Origin of the sequence: Paenibacillus sp. FSL R5-0928, from assembly GCF_037970385.1 — a bacterium.
GTDB lineage: Bacteria > Bacillota > Bacilli > Paenibacillales > Paenibacillaceae > Paenibacillus_AQ > Paenibacillus_AQ odorifer.
The window spans coordinates 6,317,237-6,335,677 of the sequence record NZ_CP150225.1; the positions used below are offsets into that span (position 1 = coordinate 6,317,237).

Annotated in this window: 15 protein-coding genes; 3 read left to right on the forward strand and 12 right to left on the reverse strand. The window is 46.1% G+C overall.

Translation table 11 applies throughout. From position 1 onward, the window contains the following. Positions 1–112: 112 nt before the first annotated feature. From MKZ16_RS28535 to MKZ16_RS28560, 6 genes are all read right to left on the reverse strand, one after another. Positions 113–1,171 carry an ABC transporter substrate-binding protein gene (locus MKZ16_RS28535; RefSeq protein ID WP_076104183.1) on the reverse strand — a complete coding sequence of 353 codons (1,059 nt, stop codon included), beginning with the start codon at positions 1,169–1,171 and terminating at the stop codon, positions 113–115. 47 nt (positions 1,172–1,218) lie between these two features. Continuing rightward, complete coding sequence (locus tag MKZ16_RS28540) at positions 1,219–1,551, reverse strand: ferredoxin family protein (RefSeq protein ID WP_036680289.1); 333 nt, start codon at positions 1,549–1,551, stop codon at positions 1,219–1,221. Then, a complete protein-coding gene (locus MKZ16_RS28545) occupies positions 1,548–3,155 on the reverse strand; it encodes an FAD-binding protein (protein ID WP_076104182.1) in 1,608 nt (535 codons plus the stop codon). The genes MKZ16_RS28540 and MKZ16_RS28545 overlap by 4 nt, the downstream gene beginning before the upstream one ends. A 24-nt stretch (positions 3,156–3,179) precedes the next feature. Continuing rightward, positions 3,180–4,067 carry an ABC transporter permease gene (locus MKZ16_RS28550; protein ID WP_036680293.1) on the reverse strand — a complete coding sequence of 296 codons (888 nt, stop codon included), beginning with the start codon at positions 4,065–4,067 and terminating at the stop codon, positions 3,180–3,182. Between the two features lie 35 nt (positions 4,068–4,102). Beyond that, positions 4,103–4,906, reverse strand: coding sequence for an ABC transporter permease (locus MKZ16_RS28555; protein WP_036680294.1), 804 nt, complete (start codon positions 4,904–4,906; stop codon positions 4,103–4,105). Positions 4,907–5,012: 106 nt separating this feature from the next. Further along, complete coding sequence (locus MKZ16_RS28560) at positions 5,013–5,789, reverse strand: ABC transporter ATP-binding protein (RefSeq protein ID WP_036680296.1); 777 nt, start codon at positions 5,787–5,789, stop codon at positions 5,013–5,015. A 326-nt stretch (positions 5,790–6,115) separates the two neighbouring features. On the opposite strand from MKZ16_RS28560, the gene MKZ16_RS28565 reads away from it, so the two are divergent. Further along, on the forward strand, positions 6,116–9,007 hold the full coding sequence (locus MKZ16_RS28565; protein WP_179089991.1) for an S-layer homology domain-containing protein: 2,892 nt from the start codon (positions 6,116–6,118) through the stop codon (positions 9,005–9,007). Between the two features lie 431 nt (positions 9,008–9,438). Here MKZ16_RS28565 and MKZ16_RS28570 read toward each other — a convergent pair whose 3' ends face one another. Then, positions 9,439–9,603: a hypothetical protein gene (locus MKZ16_RS28570; protein ID WP_339815045.1), complete on the reverse strand. Its 165-nt coding sequence runs from the start codon at positions 9,601–9,603 to the stop codon at positions 9,439–9,441. Between the two features lie 46 nt (positions 9,604–9,649). Next, positions 9,650–10,933 (reverse strand): ArsB/NhaD family transporter, encoded by a 1,284-nt coding sequence (locus tag MKZ16_RS28575; protein WP_076104181.1) that lies wholly within the window; start codon positions 10,931–10,933, stop codon positions 9,650–9,652. 542 nt (positions 10,934–11,475) lie between these two features. Between MKZ16_RS28575 and MKZ16_RS28580 the strand changes: the two genes are divergently transcribed. Next, positions 11,476–12,561 (forward strand): LLM class flavin-dependent oxidoreductase, encoded by a 1,086-nt coding sequence (locus MKZ16_RS28580; RefSeq protein ID WP_076104180.1) that lies wholly within the window; start codon positions 11,476–11,478, stop codon positions 12,559–12,561. A 60-nt stretch (positions 12,562–12,621) separates the two neighbouring features. On the opposite strand, the gene MKZ16_RS28585 is transcribed toward MKZ16_RS28580, so the two are convergent. Beyond that, positions 12,622–12,861, reverse strand: coding sequence for a hypothetical protein (locus tag MKZ16_RS28585; RefSeq protein WP_036680302.1), 240 nt, complete (start codon positions 12,859–12,861; stop codon positions 12,622–12,624). Continuing rightward, on the reverse strand, positions 12,858–13,865 hold the full coding sequence (locus tag MKZ16_RS28590; protein WP_170914300.1) for a TIR domain-containing protein: 1,008 nt from the start codon (positions 13,863–13,865) through the stop codon (positions 12,858–12,860). Before MKZ16_RS28590 ends, MKZ16_RS28585 begins: the two co-directional genes overlap by 4 nt. Before the next feature lie 149 nt (positions 13,866–14,014). Between MKZ16_RS28590 and MKZ16_RS28595 the strand changes: the two genes are divergently transcribed. Further along, positions 14,015–15,163, forward strand: a complete 1,149-nt coding sequence (locus MKZ16_RS28595; protein WP_076104179.1) for an N-acetylmuramoyl-L-alanine amidase — start codon at positions 14,015–14,017, stop codon at positions 15,161–15,163. 96 nt (positions 15,164–15,259) lie between these two features. On the opposite strand, the gene MKZ16_RS28600 is transcribed toward MKZ16_RS28595, so the two are convergent. Both MKZ16_RS28600 and MKZ16_RS28605 read right to left on the reverse strand, forming a co-directional pair. Next, positions 15,260–16,552, reverse strand: coding sequence for an Nramp family divalent metal transporter (locus MKZ16_RS28600; protein ID WP_076104178.1), 1,293 nt, complete (start codon positions 16,550–16,552; stop codon positions 15,260–15,262). Between the two features lie 206 nt (positions 16,553–16,758). Further along, a complete protein-coding gene (locus MKZ16_RS28605; protein ID WP_076104203.1) occupies positions 16,759–18,438 on the reverse strand; it encodes a glutamine--tRNA ligase/YqeY domain fusion protein in 1,680 nt (559 codons plus the stop codon). Between the last annotated feature and the right edge of the window lie 3 nt (positions 18,439–18,441).

Genomic DNA, 18,441 nt, shown 5'->3' on the forward strand with positions numbered 1-18,441 from the left:
ACTAAAGGGAGGAGTGGCGGAGTGGCGGCCGAAAATCCAAACATTCACCGCAGTCACTCAATTACCTTTATAGAAGAATCTTAAGTTCAATTAAAGCAGCCTTTAAGCAACTTTATTTCAACTGCCAATCGCTAATATTGAAGTCTTTTTTCGCTAACTTCTCTTCGACGAGGAAGTTTTTGGTACCTTCCAGCAGCTTTATTCCTTCATCAGTGAACGCAGTATCCTTGATATCACTAATCGGATTCACTTGCTTCGCCAGCTCAGGCGTTGTATCTCCGATTTCAGCCAGAAATTGATAATACTCATCCTCATGCTGCTTCAAGTCTGCCAAGGCCTTCTCTCTAGCTTCGTTCCATGCCTTCGGAAAATCAGGGAATTTCGCCAGATAATCCTCAGACACAACTGTTGCGCTAGAACCAAGCAGGTTCGGGTGCTTCGAGGCATCATCCAAGTGAGTGTAGCCTTGGTCAATCAGCTTCAGCGCAGGAACGCCTAGATTTGTTGTAGCATCTACATCTCCACGGGCTAAAGCTGCGGTAGCATCAGGAATGAGCATATGCACGAGTTTGTAGTCGGTTACTCCTTCTTCCTGTAGTAATCCAACAACATAGCGGTGCATGAAGGAGCCCTTTTGAATTGCGATAGTCTTACCTTGCAAATCTTTCACCGTCTTGGGCCCATCCTTCTTGCCGATCAAATAACCGATCGTGTTCGCGGAAGATTGTGAAATCAGACGGGTCTTGGCTCCAGAAGCGTAGGCAATAATAGCAGGTGTATCTCCAAGGCTGCCGATATCCAGCCGACCACTAATCAAGGATTCTGTCTGATCCGGACCGTTTGGAAAGCCAGTAAGCTTCACTTCAGTAATGCCGTATTTCTTCAACTCTTCTTGAATAATCCCTTTATAAAAGCCCCAACCCTCTGCGCCGCCAGGCACATTCAATTTGTTGGAACCGATAAACCCAAAGTTCAATACCGCTGGAACATTGCTCGTGGCCTCTTCTCCCGCCTTCTCCGTATTTGATCCCCCGGAGGCAGATGCTCCATTGCCGCCCGTATTATTTCCGCAAGCCTGAAGCACCAGCATGGCCATCATAATTGTAGTTAAAAGTGCAAACCGAATCTTCCTTGAACGTTTCCCTTGAATCTCTCTGTACGCTTGTTTCATTGTTTCTCCCCCTAGGTTTATGCTATTTATTTAAATCTTAATCAAGCTCAGAACCCTGCCCTCGACGCCAATTTATACATAAAGTCATGGCTTGCCACCGGCTGCCTGCCCTTACCCCAGCCTACTTTTTCACGATAACCGCCAAGGAGTCCCTGCTCCTGAAGTTCCGCTTCTGTCACACCAATAATATTCTCTGAGTCTGGTGCAACGTAGAGAGCATCGACAGGACAATACAGCTCACACATAAAGCAAGTCTGGCAATCGCTCTGCCGGGCAATAACAGGAATGCCATCCTCTACCCGTTCGAAAACATTAGTCGGGCAGACAGATACACATTGGTTGCACTCTACACATCTGGCAGCGCTGATCACCTCAATCACGATAGAACACCCTCCTTAGCCACGGCTTCCGTCTTCACCCATACCTGATCTAATCCGCCGCTGATCAAACGATGATGCTGGCCATGATCTGTAGCCTTGAAATCCTCACGCTTATGCATGCCTCTCGACTCTGTACGAGCAAGTGCAGAATTGTACATCCAGCGGGCTGTTGCGGTCATGGCTTCGGCTTCACGTGCCTTGACCCCTTCTGGCGTGCGTTGAATTTCGCGGCTTCGTTGCTCTTTCCACAACCCATCGAGACGATCTAGTGCAGAAGTCAGCCCTTGTTCTGTCCGGAACAAATTGATGTCATACGGCTTCACCTCAGCCTGTACAGCAGACACATACTCTGCCGTTTGGGCCGCCACTCCCGGCTTCACTTCCTGATGCACCAGTGGTGATGATGATAAGCCGACTGGACTACGCTGCGCAGCGTGCGACCCCAGACTCTGTGCATAGACAGCAGCTCCTTCACCAGCAAAAGAACCTGAAGACATCGCCCACGCCGCATTATGGCTGCCTCCGCCAGTAAAACCTCCGCAAATCAGCTCGCGGGTAGCAGCATCTCCTGCCGCGTAAAGTCCGGGAACACCTGTGCCGCAGCTTTCATCTGTAATATGGATGCCACCCGTCCCCCGAACCGTGCCTTCGAGCCGCAAAGTAACCGGAAACGCATCCTTGAACGGATCAATTCCCTGGCGGTCAAAAGGAAGGAAAAAGTTCGTCTGCGCCACCCGCAGCAGCGGTCTTAAATCCTCTGGTGCCCCATCCAGCTTGGCGTACACCTGGTTACCTGCCAACAGATTCCGGGCAATTACAGAACGGCCTTTCTTGGAACCGGCTCCCTCCACAATGCTTCCATCCTCATAATAAAAGCTGGCATAGCTGTAATACGCCGTCTTGGTCACCGAAGAGAACGTAGGGCAGATCGCATAGGCATTGGAGAATTCCATGCCGGACAGATTCGCCCCAGCCTCAGCAGCGAAGAGATAGCCATCTCCGGTCAACACGTTGCAGCCAAGTGCCTTGCTTAGGAAGGCGCAGCCTCCGGTAGCAATGACGACTGCTCCTGCCTGAACAGTCCAGGTTTCTCCACTCTGGGTATGAACTCCAGCCGCTCCAGCTACGCCATGCTCATCCGCCAGGAGTTCCAAAGCTGGGCTGTGATCTAGAATTTTAACGCCTGCCTTTTTCACCAGCCTACGCATTAATTTCATATATTCCGGTCCTTGCAGACTTCTTCGGAATTGATTGCCCTGCTCATCTACAGGGAATGGATAACCGGAAACACCCAGCTTGTTCATATTGGCATAGGTTTGATCCAGCACCCGGTCCACCCAGCGAGATTCAGCCAGCTGACCGCCAAGCGCATAACGACTTGCTTTTGCCTCTTTCCGGAGCTTCTCATCCGGTTTCACATACCAGACCCCCGTTCCCGACGGTGCCGTTGCCCCACTTGAACCGCAGTACCCTTTATCTGCAAGGATTACTTTGGCCCCCTTCGCCGATGCAGTAAGGGCTGCCCACGTTCCTGCCGGACCTCCTCCGATAACGAGCACGTCTGCCACCAAATTCACCGATCCTTTTTTCACCGATCCACTCATATGTTCAAGACCTCCTCAGTTTGTTTAGCCTTCGTAACTATCGCGCCAGAACAGGAACTTTCGTTCAATAATCCGGAACAAGGAATCGATCAGCTTACCGACAATTGCGAAAATAATAATGCCTACGAATACAACCTCCGTATTAGAGTTCTGCTTCGCCTCATTGATAAGAAACCCAATACCTGACTGAGATCCAATAAGCTCTGCTACAACCAAACCAATCCAAGCAACAGCCAGCGACAACCTTAGCCCTAACAAAATTCCGGGCAGCGCCGCCGGGAGTATAAGCCTGCGCAGCTTCTGATAAGGACTGAATCCTAATACCCGAGCTACTTCGAACAATTTATTGTCCACATTGCGGATGCCCATAAACGTATTAATATAGAGCGGAAAAAAAGAGCCTGTCATAATGATCACAACTTTAGATATCTCTCCAAACCCGAACCAGAGAATAATGAGCGGTGCTATAGCCAAATGGGGAACAAGCCTAAGCACTTGTACGCTAGGATCGAGTACATATTCCACACTGCGGAACAAGCCAGTCAGTACGCCGAATAGAAGACCCAACACACCTCCAATAAGAAATCCGATGCCCGCCCTACCCATGCTGACACCCAGATGATGAGTTAACTCTCCAGTAACCAACAAGTCGGTAAAAGCTCTTGCAATCGAAAGCGGAGTCGGCAAAAAGGTTGCTGAGACCAGCCCCGTACTCCCTGCCAGCTGCCAAAGGACTAACGTCACCACCGGGATAATTGCACCCATTCCCCAATCAGAGAGCAAGGGTTTCCATGCAACTTGTATTGCGGGTTTCTTCGGTGTCTTCTTGGATAAAGGAGCTGTGCCGCTGCTATCCAGCGTTTCTCTGGCTCTTTTAGTATTTTTGATAATAGCTTCTACTCCATCGCTCATGGTGCATCCCCCTTTTGTTTAATGAGCGTTCAAGGTTATCCGCGATAACTGTCTTGCCATCTCAACAACCGTCGTTCAATGTAACGGACAATGGAATCACTCAACAATCCAGCTACGGCAAAAATAATAATTCCCACGAACACCACTGGAGTGTCCGCGAATTGACGCGCATCGGACATCATGTATCCAATGCCTGAGGTAGATGCAATAAGCTCTGCCACTACTAACCCCAGCCAAGAAAGCCCTAGAGAGAGACGAACTCCAAGAATAATGTTCGGCAGCGCTGCTGGAAGTACTAACCTGCCAATCTGCTTCAACCGGCTGAAGCCAAGTACCCGGGAAACTTCAAATAGCTTGTTATCCACGCCGCGAATTCCCATGAACGTATTAATATAAAGTGGAAAAAAAGCTCCCTTAGCAATCAATAGCACCTTCGACTCCTCACCGATCCCGAACCATAAAATGAACAGCGGTACTACCGCCAGACTGGGAATCATACGGATCATTTGCAAGGAGGGATCTAACAGCTTCTCCGATCTGCGGAACAGACCTACGAGAAGTCCTAACAGCAGACCCAGTCCACCACCTAGCAGGAATCCAGAAAAAGCTCTGATCAAGCTGATCCTAAAGTTCGGCCACAAATCGCCTGAAGCCGCTAAAGTTACAAAAGATTCCGCAATCGTATACGGCGTAGGGAACAGCATCTCCGAGATCATTCCATAATGCCCGAGCGTCTGCCACAGAATCAGCACACTGCCCGGCAGCAAAAGACCAAGTCCTAGTGTTGCCACCTTTCCGGGTCTTCCGGAAGTTCTTATGGCTACAGCCCGATTTGTCATACTTTGAACCCACCTTTTTTCAGCTTTACAATCACTTTAAATAAACAGAAAGAGACCCTCGAATAGTAATGTCTTCGAAAGTCTCCATGGGTATGGTCGACCTATTTTATATTCCGGCTCCGTCTGTAAGCTCTAGCTCATCTACCTTTTCAAAATAATTCAACACCTTCAAACGCAGCTCTTGAAAGGAGGTCGTTGTTTTTTTCCGTGGATACGGTAAATCTATCGGTACAATTTTACGTATTTTCCCGGGACGCGGCTCTAGAATCACTACCCGATTACCCAAGAACACAGCCTCATCAATATCATGCGTCACAAAAATCATGGTTGTTTGGTTAGCCCGCCAAATGTCCAGCAATACCGTCTGCATATGGGCCCGAGTGAATGCATCCAGTGCACCAAACGGTTCGTCCAGCAGCAGTATTTTTGGATTGCGCAGAAGTGCACGAGCTATTGCTACCCGCTGGGCCATCCCTCCCGACAACTCGCGGGGATAAGATTTCTCAAATCCATTTAGCTTCACCAGATCAATCAATTCATCGACCTTCCGCCTGACTTCCTTGTTCCCTAGCGGTAAATCAGAGGCAATATTCTTCTCAACGGTAAGCCAGGGAAAGAGGCGATGCTCCTGAAAAATAAAACCCTTATCGATCCCAGGACCCCCAATCTCCGCCCCTTCCAGGGTGACGCTGCCAGTGTACCCGCTATCCAGACCGGCTACGATGCGTAATAGTGTACTTTTTCCACAGCCGCTGGGGCCGATGACTGTAATAAATTCGCCCTCCTGTACATGGAGATCTACATTATGGAGTGCTTGAACATGACCACCGGCAGACTCAAAACGTTTATTTAGGTTCGAAATAGACAGCAACGCTTCTCCCACCTTGACCCCTCCTTTAATCTGTATGGACAAAAAAACAGAGGCATTGCGTTTTTACATTCGCAATACCTCTGTAGGAACAGTCGGCAATCATTATTCAAAGTAAATCAATTGGAATTATAATATTTAAAATATCATCGATTTTATAAGCTGTCAACAAAAAACAAGCCCTTTTATGGAACAGAAGTGGAGTTATTTCTAGTTCATAAGTTAGAAAAGCAATGAATTAAATCACTTTTAGTAGGATGAAAGTATTAAAAAACCTAACTTTTGCGTCGATATAATGAAGTAAGCTTATGACAAATTGGTTCTAAGGAAGGGGCTTTTGCTTGAAAAGCATATCATTAAAATGGGGAGCAACACTTGTTGCCCTTAACACCTTGTTCGGTGGTACCCTCTACGCATCTGCAGCTGAAATCACTCCACCGTTCTCTGATTTAACCGAAATACAACAGACGAAAAGTGCCGCAATCCTCGAGGCTGCTCGTCTAGGCTTGCTTAAAGGCGATCCCAACGGACAATTCAGACCCACTGCGACAATGACTCGCCAAGAGCTGGCAGCCATTTTAGCGAAGACCTTAAAGCTAGATTCCTCAGTAAACTCCGCTTCTTCCTTTAGAGACGTATCTGATTCCAGTTGGAGTGTGTCCGCTATTGAGGCTGTTAAAAAGGCAGGATTTATGGAGGGTGATCTTACAGGTAATTTTAATCCATCCAGACCTGTAACTAGAGAAGAGCTTGCAGTTATATTTGTACGTGCCATCCGCGGAACTGGAGCGCAAGGCGGACAAGCCAACAAGGTTAAGGACGAATCCACAATTAGCAATTGGGCAAAAGAGTATACCGATGTCGCATTACGCCTTAAACTTATAGACTCTCCCGAAGATATGTTCAGCCCCAAAGGTACTGTTCAGCGGCAGGATATGGCTTCTTTTCTGCTGAATATTTTTAAAGAAGAACAACAAACTGCAACGATCGACAGTATAGATGGGGATTTCGTAACGATCAATGGCACGCCTTACCTCATTGAAGGTAAACTCAAAGAATTAATGGGTGATAACAACCATGATGCTTTAAGAGGAGCTGTCCTTAAGTTCAATTCCTTGAATCGTCATGTAGATGGTTTGCAAGAGCTTGAAATTGTACAAAAAGGGGTTCAACTAAATACCTCCGGCTTACCCTCCGGTTCTTTGCTCAATATTTCTGGAAATGATGTTGTTATTAAAGGCAATGTTACCGGTGATTTGAAGATTAAAAATGGCGTTTCGAGTATAACTTTTCAGGACCAAATTGGGCAGATCATTGTGGATTCTATAACTCCAATTACTATTCATGGTAGCGGTTCCCTGCAAACCTTAAAAATAGTTGAAGGCGGCGCTAAGATCACCATCGATCCCTCCTTGTCTATTCAAAATCTGCAGTTGCCTGGCAACAGTCTGCCTTCACATTTCATAACAAATTACACAGCCATTCAAAATAATATCCAAACGGTTCAAAATACATCTGGAGCCGTTGCTCCTGTGTATACTTCGTCCACGTCTGCTAACGCCGTGAGCGATCCGACTCCTGAGCCTACTCCGGCACCGACTCCTGAGCCTACTCCGGCACCGACTCCTAGTCCTACTCCGGTAGCGACTCCTGAGCCTACTCCGGCGCCTACTCCGAGCCCTACTCCGGCAGTGACTCCTAGTCCTACTCCAGTCGCGACTCCAAGCCCTACTCCGGCAGTGACTCCTGAGCCTACTCCGGTGCCGACTCCTGAGCCTACTCCGGTGGCCACTCCTAGTCCGACTCCGGTCGCGACTCCTGAGCCTACTCCCGTAGCGACTCCTAGTCCTACTCCGGTAGTGACTCCTAGTCCTACTCCGGTGCTGACTCCTGAGCCTACTCCGGCGCCGACTCCGGTGAACCATGCACCAGTCGCGCAAAATAATATTGATCCAATATCTGCTCTGATCACAAACGGTGTCCAAAACGTCGACATCAGTAATGTGTTCATTGATCCGGACGGCGACCCGCTTACATTCGCAGCTGCATCCTCTGACGCTAGCGTTGCCACTGTATCTGTAAATGGGAATCATCTCAACCTTGTGCCGGTCAATTCAGGTACGGCCATGATTACAATAACAGCAATGGACGGCCAAGGTGGCGTTAACACTTCTACTTTTGTATTCACTGTAACGTCTAATCAGCCACCAATTGCGATATCTGGAATCACTACTCAACTCTTAACACCAGGTATCACGGCACCACGTATATTTGATCTGGCCCAGCTTTTTCAAGATCCAGACAATGACATGCTTACTTATTCAGCTTCTATAGATAACGTAAATGCTGGTACACTTAGTATTAATGGCAACACTCTAACGGTAACTCCGGCAGCTAATAGTTCAGCGAGTGGTTTAGTGACCCTCACAGCAATGGATAATAAAGGAGGTTCAACCACCTCAACTTTCACCTTGATTACAGCCCAGCTTGTAAACAACGGCTTTGTGCCAATAACCACCAAGCAAGGTGTGTCCAATATTTCCTTCGATATTTCCAAGCTGATTCCTAATCAGAGTCAATTTAAAGTGTATACAGAAAGCAGCACAGGTTCATTGAGCGCACCTGCAACTCTGAATGGAGCTATATGGAATGGTCCTACAAGTCCAGGAACGGTATGGATAGTAGGTTCTGATGGCAAAGCGGTTGTTTTATCTATAAGTGTGGCTTCACAGGGCACCTCCGAGCTATTCTTCTCAGAGTATCTGGACGGCGGTGACGGCAGAATCGCAGTTGAGCTGTACTATAAAGGAAATGGTAATCCCGCAGGAAAAGCAGAAGGTTACACCCTTGAAGTCCACCAATTTATGAAAGCCACCCAAACCAAACAGGTTTATTCCCGGCCACTATTTCCTGTATCTGTAGCAATGCCTTATATGTTTATAGATTCTACTTTTGGGGACGCATTTGATTTAATGAATATCTCCTATTACAATGATGAGCTGAGTCTATATAATCCAAAAACATATAATATTACAGCATTAGTACTGAAGAAAAACGGCCAAATCGTAGATGTTCTCGGTGACCCTACCTCTAATCAGCAATTCCTCTCCACAGGTGGAACTATTGTCCGTAAATCTGGTATATACACTGGATCACAGCAGTATTCACTTGAGGGCGAGTGGAATCAATATCCCAAAGGAAGTTACCAGTATTTTGGAAGTCATACTCCTTAAGCAGCCCTTTCTAATGTAAAAAACAAGCAGGCAGTGAGCCTCCAGATATTGGAGAATCACTGCCTGCTTGATTATCTGCATTGCGTAGCGTTAAGTCGACTTTGGGTAAACCTCGGAATAACTCCTCCGGATCCCCCCGTATATTTTATATCGCCGAATCTAGATCAAATCTTTGATTTAGTTGCATTCTGTACACTTATTTCGTATAAAAAAGGGGGTGTCCTGAATATAACTGTATTCTATACAATTAAAATCCAGAAAAATCACCTTTAGCTGAGGAAATCATGAAAATAAGTGTACTGAATACAGCTATTTTTTGGGGACAATTTATTCGATGAGTTATAACTGTACAAAATACACTTATATGCTCCCACCGTCACTTCAACATATGTTCACCGCTTCAACATCTGCATTTTGCCTCCACTTGTTACTTATACTCCTGCATCTTCTTCCACTTCTTCCACTTCTTCCACTACTTCCTCTACTTCCTCTACTTCCTCTACTTCCTCTACTTCCTCTACTTCCTCTACTCCCTCTACTTCCTCTACTTCCTCTACTCCTTCTACTTCCTCCACAACTTCTACCTGCCGTTTCAAAATATCACTTCAAGCATATCGCTCCCCCGGCTCTTAATAACGCTGCTTACATCAGATATCTTAAATATAAATACACGCTGGAGATCACAATGGACAACAGCATCAAAGGAAAACCGACCTTCAAATACTTCATGAACGTAATCGGGTACCCCTCTTTACCTGCCAAACCCGCTACGATCAAATTAGCACTCGCACCAATCAATGTGCCATTGCCACCCAGACAAGCCCCTAAGGCCAAACTCCACCATAACGGCTCCAAATTGCTGATCCCCATATTGCCCATCTCCTGAATCAGAGGGATCATAGTTGCTACAAAAGGAATGTTATCCAGAAATGCTGAGGTAATGGCGCTGACCCATAAAATCATCATTGAGCTCATCAGCACATCACCATTCGTTATTTCAATCGCTTTTGCTGCCAGCTCTGCAATCACACCTGTCTCTACAAGCCCTGACACCAACACGAACAGTCCGATAAAAAAGAAGATCGTAATCCACTCCACGCTGTGAAAAGCTTTTTCCAGCATATGTTCCCCTCCGGTCAGCAGCAGCAGTAAAAATGCACCGGCCAGTGCAACTGTAGCGGACTCCAAATGTAACGCCTGATGTAAAAAGAACCCGGCAATCGTAATTGCCAGTACGATCAGACATTTTCGCAGCAGCTTATGATCCGTAATCATAACCTTCTCATCCATGTCCATGATGCTCTGCTGCAATTCAGGTGTGGTTTTAATTTGTTTACCGAACATCAATAACAGCAGCGGGATATACGCCAAAACAATGATGATAATCACGGGTGTCAGATTGCTAATAAAAGCCATGAAGGTCAGCTCCTTAACAGCACTGCCAATCATGATATTAGGCGGGTCTCCGATCAAGGTTGCCGTTCCGCCTACATTAGATGCGATAATTTGTGACATTAAAAAAGGCAGCGGATGTATGCGCAGTTGTCTTGTAATACTGAAGGTGACTGGCACCATAAGCAGCACTGTCGTCACATTATCCAAAAAGGCTGAAGCCACTGCGGTAATCACAAACAAAGCAATCAGTATTCTCTTCGGCTTCCCCTTCGCCAACTTAGCTGATTTCACAGCTGCGTATTTAAAGAGCCCCGTCTCTGCGGTAATCCCTACAATCATCATCATTCCTACAAGCAATCCTATAGTATTAAAATCGATGTGCTGCAGTGCCGTCTCCTGATCCACAATGCCCATCGCTATCATGACGATAGCGCCTAACATCGCCAGAATGGTACGGTGAATCTTTTCGGAAATAATAAGTCCATAAATCAGCAGAAAAGTACCTATCGCCCAAACCGCTTGCTGTTCCATAATATCCCTCGGTCCTTCTATGTAATTTGGTTAACTTACAGTCTACTCATCATATAACCTTATTATCATAAAATAGATTTGTATTTTTCGCACTGGGATTGTGGAATCATTCCACTAAAAACGACTCTGCCGGATGGTTATCGGAGAGCCGTTGTGGCTTCGATTATTTCATTTTCAGAGCCTGAGGCTCCTTGAAAGCAGTTAACGTCCCTTTACTCTGCACAATAATCATACCGTTTAGATCAATAGCAACCAATTTCCCATCGGTCTGGGCTACATACATGTCATGTCCCAGGCACCAAACTCCTCCTCATATAAGTAACTGCCTCATTTGGATAGATTCTTAAAATCAAATATAATAACATCAGACGAGCAGGATATAACCCTTATGGATTATTATTCCATTTTGTCAAAAACAACAGAATAAATCAAAACATTTACTCACAAACTTACATTTTGTAAGTCATTGTGTTATAATAATCACATTCCTCCATACACGGACAGGCTTTAGCAAATATATGAATAACAAGGGGTTTGTGAGCATGAGTAACGAAGCAACCGCAGCACCAGCATCCGATTTTGAATTTGGTATCTATACCTTAGGAGACATCGTAGCGGATTGTCATACAGGGAAGAAGATCAGTCCAAAACAACGTCTCGACGAAGTTGTAGCTGCAGCTAAGCTGGCAGATGAGGCGGGACTTGATGTATTTGGTGTAGGTGAGCATCATCGTCTTGATTTTGTAATTTCTTCGGTGCCAGTCGTACTGGCTGCCATTTCTCAGGTTACTAACAGAATTAAACTAACGAGCGCAACAACCGTATTAAGCACCATTGATCCTGTACGGGTGTTCGAGGATTTCGCCACACTTGATTTGCTGTCGAATGGACGTGCAGAGATTATTGCGGGGCGTGGTGCTTTTGTGGAGTCTTTTCCGCTCTTCGGGTATGAGCTTGAAGATTATCACCGTCTATTCTCCGAGAATATCAATTTACTCTTGGAGCTTAACAAACATGAAGTTATGAACTGGGAGGGCTCCTTCCGTTCATCGCTGAAGGATTCGGAGATTGCTCCACGTCCATTACAGGAGAATCTTCCACTCTGGATTGGTGTAGGCGGTTCTCCAGAAAGCGCGGAGAAGGCCGGGATGCTCGGGACCGGAATGGCTATCGCCATCCTAAGCGGCAGTCCAGAGCCTTTTCAAGAGCTTGCCGCAACCTATCGGCGTTCCGGAATTCAAGCAGGACATGCACCTGAGGATCTAAAGATTGCGATCACTAGCCACGGCTACATTGCTGAAACCTCACAGCAGGCGTTGGACGAATATTACCCTTACTACTATAGTTACCGTAACTCTATCAGTCCAAAACCGGGTCAAGAGTACAAGGTGTCTCGTGATGACTTTGGGCAATATGTATCTGCTGATAACACGATGGCTGTGGGCAGCCCGCAGCAAATTATCGAAAAAATTCTCTATCAGCATGAGCTGTTCGGTCATAGCCGCTTTATGACTCAGCTCGATATCGGCGGCCTTCCTTACGCTAAGGTAGCCAAAGCCATTGAGCTTTTGGCAACAGAGGTTGCACCTGTCGTACGGCGTGAGATCGCCAAGAAGAACAACCGTTAGAATGGAATACCAAAAAGGGGCCCTCAAGCCAATGGCTGAGGCCCCCTTTTTATAAAAAAATCACGCAAAGGATGGTTTATTATTATCTACTTTTCCGCTGATAAGCTTCTTATACTCGTCGTCTCCGCCGTCCAAAGAAGGTGCAGTATAAATCTGAGCTGAAGCTGGCTGCTGAGCAGAATGACTCGAGCCTGCTTTTCTTTTGGTGCTTTTGTCATCGCCGCCTGCACTCCTGCTCCCACCACTCGCAGATCGGAGAACAGCATCAGATAAGCTGTTAATACCTTTTATTCTCTTCATGCTGAATCCTCTCCTACTAAATGATTGATGGTACGGAATAAATCCTGATTATTCCCAACTACCGCCTTAAGATCATCTGCAGATAATCCATCACTTCCTGAGAAATGAACGGAAAGAACATACTTCTTACCTAGAGGATAGCATAGGATATATACCTCTGCAACTTCCGTGCGTTGAAAAAAAGTCCATTTACTCGATAAAAATGCATCTACCACACTAGGCTGCTTCTCATTCCCTTTCGTTACAGACAAGGGATAGGAGTGACCGCGTCCGACATTCCCCCCCACCTGAACTAGTTGTTCCTTCGCTTGTGCCTGCCAGATAGCTGCACCGATTACACGACAATGCTTCGGAGGTAAAAAGGAATTGCGTATCGCCTCACTAAGTGCGTGATACTTCTCTCCATTCTCGGAGATGGTCACATTACTATTATATTGCCAAAAAAAATGAAGGATACTTTCCTTGCGCCTTAAATCCATCTTTAGCTGCTCTAAATCTTTAAGCGGGTCACGGAATCTTCCACGCTCTTGAATACTATCAATAATCTTACCACAGCTCACATCCACAGCAGCCGTAGGATTATCGTGATGCACTTCATACTCTAACGATGTAATTCCTGCTAAATCAGATAGCAGATGATATTCTTCTACATTTTCTCCAGGGATCAGATCATCACGCGCAGTTACCTGATCAGGTACTAGACAAAAAACACGGCTGCGCCGCAATCTAGCCCAAAACAAACCCATTTCAAACCCCGTATTATCGCGGGTCACATAATAATATTTACCACGGATTTTGGCGACATCATCTGGCGAGAACACAAATACGGCAAAATCGCTCTCATCCAAATTTCTCTCCAACGCCTCCATGGTGTATTCATTCGCACGAAAAGCGTTGGCATACCAAGGATGCACTTCAGCATCCCTCTTCAGCTGCTCATGAATCGCTCTTGCATAACGTATAGACTCCCTGGAAGATCCAATGAATAGCTTTGGTTTAGTCACGGCAATGCTCCTTCATCCTCTTTCCCGATATGTAATAATTATACAAGTCTTTAGACCACCAGAAAAGAGGCCTTATTCTCAAAAAATATTATTCTAAACCTCGTAAATTGGGTAAGGAATTACGACTACTCTCAAAAAGCGAGGATACTATGAACAAAATGATAGGTGTCACCCTGCTCACAGCTTGCCTTTTGGGTATAGCAGCGCCACAGTCTGCTGAAGCAAAGACAGCAGCAGGAAGTTATACCGCACAGGTATATGCGAGTTCTTTAAATGTACGCGATGAACCGGCTAAGAATGCAACTGTTGTAGGATCAATTAAGAATGGGGCTCGGGTTACTGTGACTGATGAGCAGCACGGATGGTTAAAGGTTAAGGCGGGGAGCACCTCTGGCTGGGTAGCGGGTTATTACCTAAAAAAGGTGAACAGCAACTCCCTGCAATCCAGCGCTTCTGGAACGTCTATTGCTACTAAAACCAATACTGCCTCGTCAACATCAGCCAATGCTTCTAGTAGAACTTCAAAGGCTACAGTCACGGCTGATTCTCTACGCATCCGAAGTGGCCCAGGAACACAATATAAGGTGCTCGGTTCTTTAAAAGCCAAGGATACAGTCACTCTCCTTCTTCATCAGAACGGCTGGGCTCGAATTCGCACAGCCAGCGGTGAAACTGGTTGGGTGGCAGAGCAATATATCCGAAGCGGAAGCACACCAAGCAGTACAAGCAGCATAAGCACCGTCCAGCATAAAGGCGGACTACGAGGAAAGCTGATCGTCATCGATCCTGGTCATGGCGGCAGTGATCCGGGCATGCTCGGCACTACATATAACACCATGGAAAAGGATTTGAATCTGCACACTGCACTTTATGTCCGGGATGCTCTTGTTGCTAAAGGAGCACGGGTAGAGATGACTCGCACCCGAGACGATCAAAAGCCCACGTTAGCACGTCGTGTTCAGATGAGCCAAGCCCTGCGTGCTGACGCTTTTGTAAGCGTTCATTATAATTCTTCACCTAAAAATGTGTCCGGAACGTTGACCTTCTTTTATTCAGAAGCGGATGATTTGAAGCTCGCGCGGGCGATTGAAACCCGGCTGGGGCAAGGCATCGGTCTGAAGAGCAACGGGTTGTCCTTTGGCGATTATCACATCCTAAGGGAGAATCGGATTCCAGCTACCTTGGTCGAGCTTGGATTCCTTACCAATCCTATAGACGAGTCCATTGTCCGCAAGACCTCCTATCAGAAAAAAGCGGCTAAAGCCATCGCCGAAGGCGTAGCAGATTATTTTAAATAACTGGCTGGAACAACCCTCCAAAAAAAAAGCCCGACCCATGTATCTCTCAGGTATGATCTGAGGAGATTTGTGGGTCGGGCTCTTTTGACTGCTTCCTTATACGAGCATTTGATAGACCAAGAACAAGTTCAACGATACAACCAGACCGGAGATAATCCAGCCCAGAGTGGCTGTCATTTTGCGGTTCACTAACCCGCCCATAATCTGGCGGTTGCTTGTAAACACAACCAGTGGAATCAACGCGAACGCAATCCCAAAGGACAAAATCACTTGACTTATTACGAGTGCCTTCGTTGGATTCACACCAAAACCAATGATCGCTAGTGGGGGAATGATGGTAATCGCACGGCGCAAGTACAGGTTAATTCTTTTGTTGATGAAGCCTTGCATAACCACATCGCCAGCCATAGTCCCTACGGAGGAACTCGACAGTCCCGCAATGAGTAGTCCCAGCCCAAACGAGATCGCCGTTACTGGCCCAGCTAAGTGACCAAATTGCTGAAACGCGACATCCAGATCCTCAACCACGAGACCATTTTTGAAAAACAATGCCGCGGAGACAATTACCATAGCCAGATTTACTGCACCTGCGATAATCATCGCAATAATAATATCTATAAATTCCAATTTGAAAATCTGTTTTTTCTCCGATTCATTCACCCCGACGATACGGTTCTGTGTAAGTGATGAATGCAGGTAAATCGCATGTGGCATCACGGTTGCACCTAGAATTCCTGCGGCCAAAAGGATGCTGTCCACCCCTTCAAACTTAGGTGTAAACATGCCTACGGCAACTGCTCCCATATCCGGTTTAGCTACAATAACTTGAAAAGCGAAGGCTAATACGACTATAAGGATCATCGCGGCAATCCCTGCCTCTAGGGAGCGGTATCCCCGGCGTTGCAGCTCTAAGATAGCAAATGAGCCCACCGCAGTAATCAGTGCTGCTGGCAGCATGGGAATATCAAATAAGAGATATAATCCTAATGCCGCCCCGATAAACTCTGCCAGATCCGTAGCTATAATCACCAGTTCACTTTGAATCCATAAGAAGATAGATACACTCTTCGGAAAACGATCATGAGCGATCTCAGGCAAGTTCTTGCCTGTCGCAATCCCCAGCTTGGCGGATAACGCTTGGATTAGTACAGCCATTAGATTAGAGGCTACGATCACCCACAATAAAAGATATCCATATTTGGAGCCTGCCGTAATATTGGTGGCAAAATTACCCGGATCCAGATAAGCAACTGCAGCGATAAAAGCTGGGCCTAGGAAAGGAAGTAATCGTTTAATCCCTTTGATCTCCCCGTTAAGTACGGCTTGTGCTGAAACAGAGTTCTTATGTTGTTTTATATGTGGTTGTTCTACTAAAGTTTGTTCGAGCATTTCAATTCCTCCTCTTGCCCTGAAAAAGTTGTCTATATACACGAAAGTTTCCCCTGTGCAACTTATATTTAAAGTATATGCTTATTTCTGAAAAATGTAAATATGTTTCATATGGAATTTTCATTTGCTTATAATACTTATGACCAATAACAAAAAAAGCTAGACGATGATCAGAAATTACCCGATCTTCGCCTAGCTTAAGCTGCTTATGAATTTTTCTTCCATGTGTCCTTCAACGGTACTATCCGATTCAGCACCAGCTTATCTGCCGTGGTGTACTTCGTATCCACACAGAAAAATCCATGCCGGATCAATTGAAATTTATCTTCTGGCATTGCGTTGCCCATCGATGGCTCCAGCAAACAATCCTTCAGGATCGTCAAGGAATCCGGATTAAGATACGCGTCCCAGCGCTCACCGTCTTCTTTAGGACCGTCGTTATCTTTCAGCAGCCGCTCATATAGATGAACATCAGCTTTGATAGCATGATCTGCCGATACCCAGTGAATGGTTGCCTTAACCTTCCGTTCATTAAACCCGCTTCCGCTCTTCGTTCTCGGATCATAGGTGCAGCGAAGCTCTAGGATTTCTCCGGTAACTTCGTCCTTGATTACTTCGTTGCATTTAATGAAATAAGCACCCTTTAGCCTTACCTCGTTCCCCATAGTCAGCCTGTGATAACCTTTTGGCGGCTCCTCCATGAAATCTTCTTGTTCAATATAAAGGGTTCGTGAAAAAGGAACCTCTCTTTCCCCAAGTGACTTATCTTCACTGTTATTCTCAATCGTCAGCCCTTCATTATGATCCTCAGGATAATTAGTAATGACCACTTTTAAAGGCTTAAGAACAGCCATCACACTTGGAACCTTTGCCTTCAAATCTTGTCTAAGCGCATGCTCTAACATGGCAATATCCACAATGGTGCTATTTCTGACAAATCCAATTTCCTTCACAAAATTCCGGATACTCTCCGGTGTAAAACCTCTTCTGCGTAAACCGCGAAGCGTAGGAAGTCTTGGGTCATCCCAACCGTCCACATAATGGCCTGTAACCAGCTGTCTGATATACCGTTTACTCGTCACAACTCCGGTGATGTTCACCCGTCCAAACTCTCTTTGCTTGGGAGCCTCAGGGGTATCCAGCTCATTCAGTACCCACTCATAGAGCGGCCGATGATCCTTAAATTCAATCGAGCATAAGGAATACGTAATCCCTTCGATAGCATCTTGTATAGGATGGGCAAAATCATACATCGGATAGATACACCATTCGTTACCCGTTCTATAATGCTCCGCATGAATGATTCTGTAAATCACCGGATCACGTAAGTTGATATTAGGTGAGCTCATATCTATTTTAGCCCGCAACACTCTGGCTCCCGTCGGATAATCTCCAGCTTTCATCTCCGTAAATAACCGCAAATTCTCTTCTACAGAACGCTCCCGGAACGGGCTGTTTTTTCCCGGCTCCGTAAGCGTCCCTCTATAGGCTGTCACCTCTTCAGGTGATAAATCACAGACATAAGCCTTTCCTTTTCGGATTAACGTAACTGCGCTATTGTATATTTTCTCAGAATAATCTGATCCATAAAAAATATGGTCCGGTGGATAGCCCATCCATTGAATATCTTCGATGATGGCATTTACATACTCCAGATCCTCTTTTAAAGGATTGGTGTCATCAAAGCGCAAATGGAACTTCCCGCCATACTTTTTCGCAGTCGTATAGTTCGTGTGAATAGCATACGCACTGCCAATATGCAGATACCCGTTAGGCTCAGGTGGAAATCTCGTGCAAATATCTCTACTGTAAGTCCCTGCTCCCAGCTCTTCTTGAATCAATCTGTCGATGTAACTCTCTGCTAATACTTCCGGTTCCTCGTTCATTGG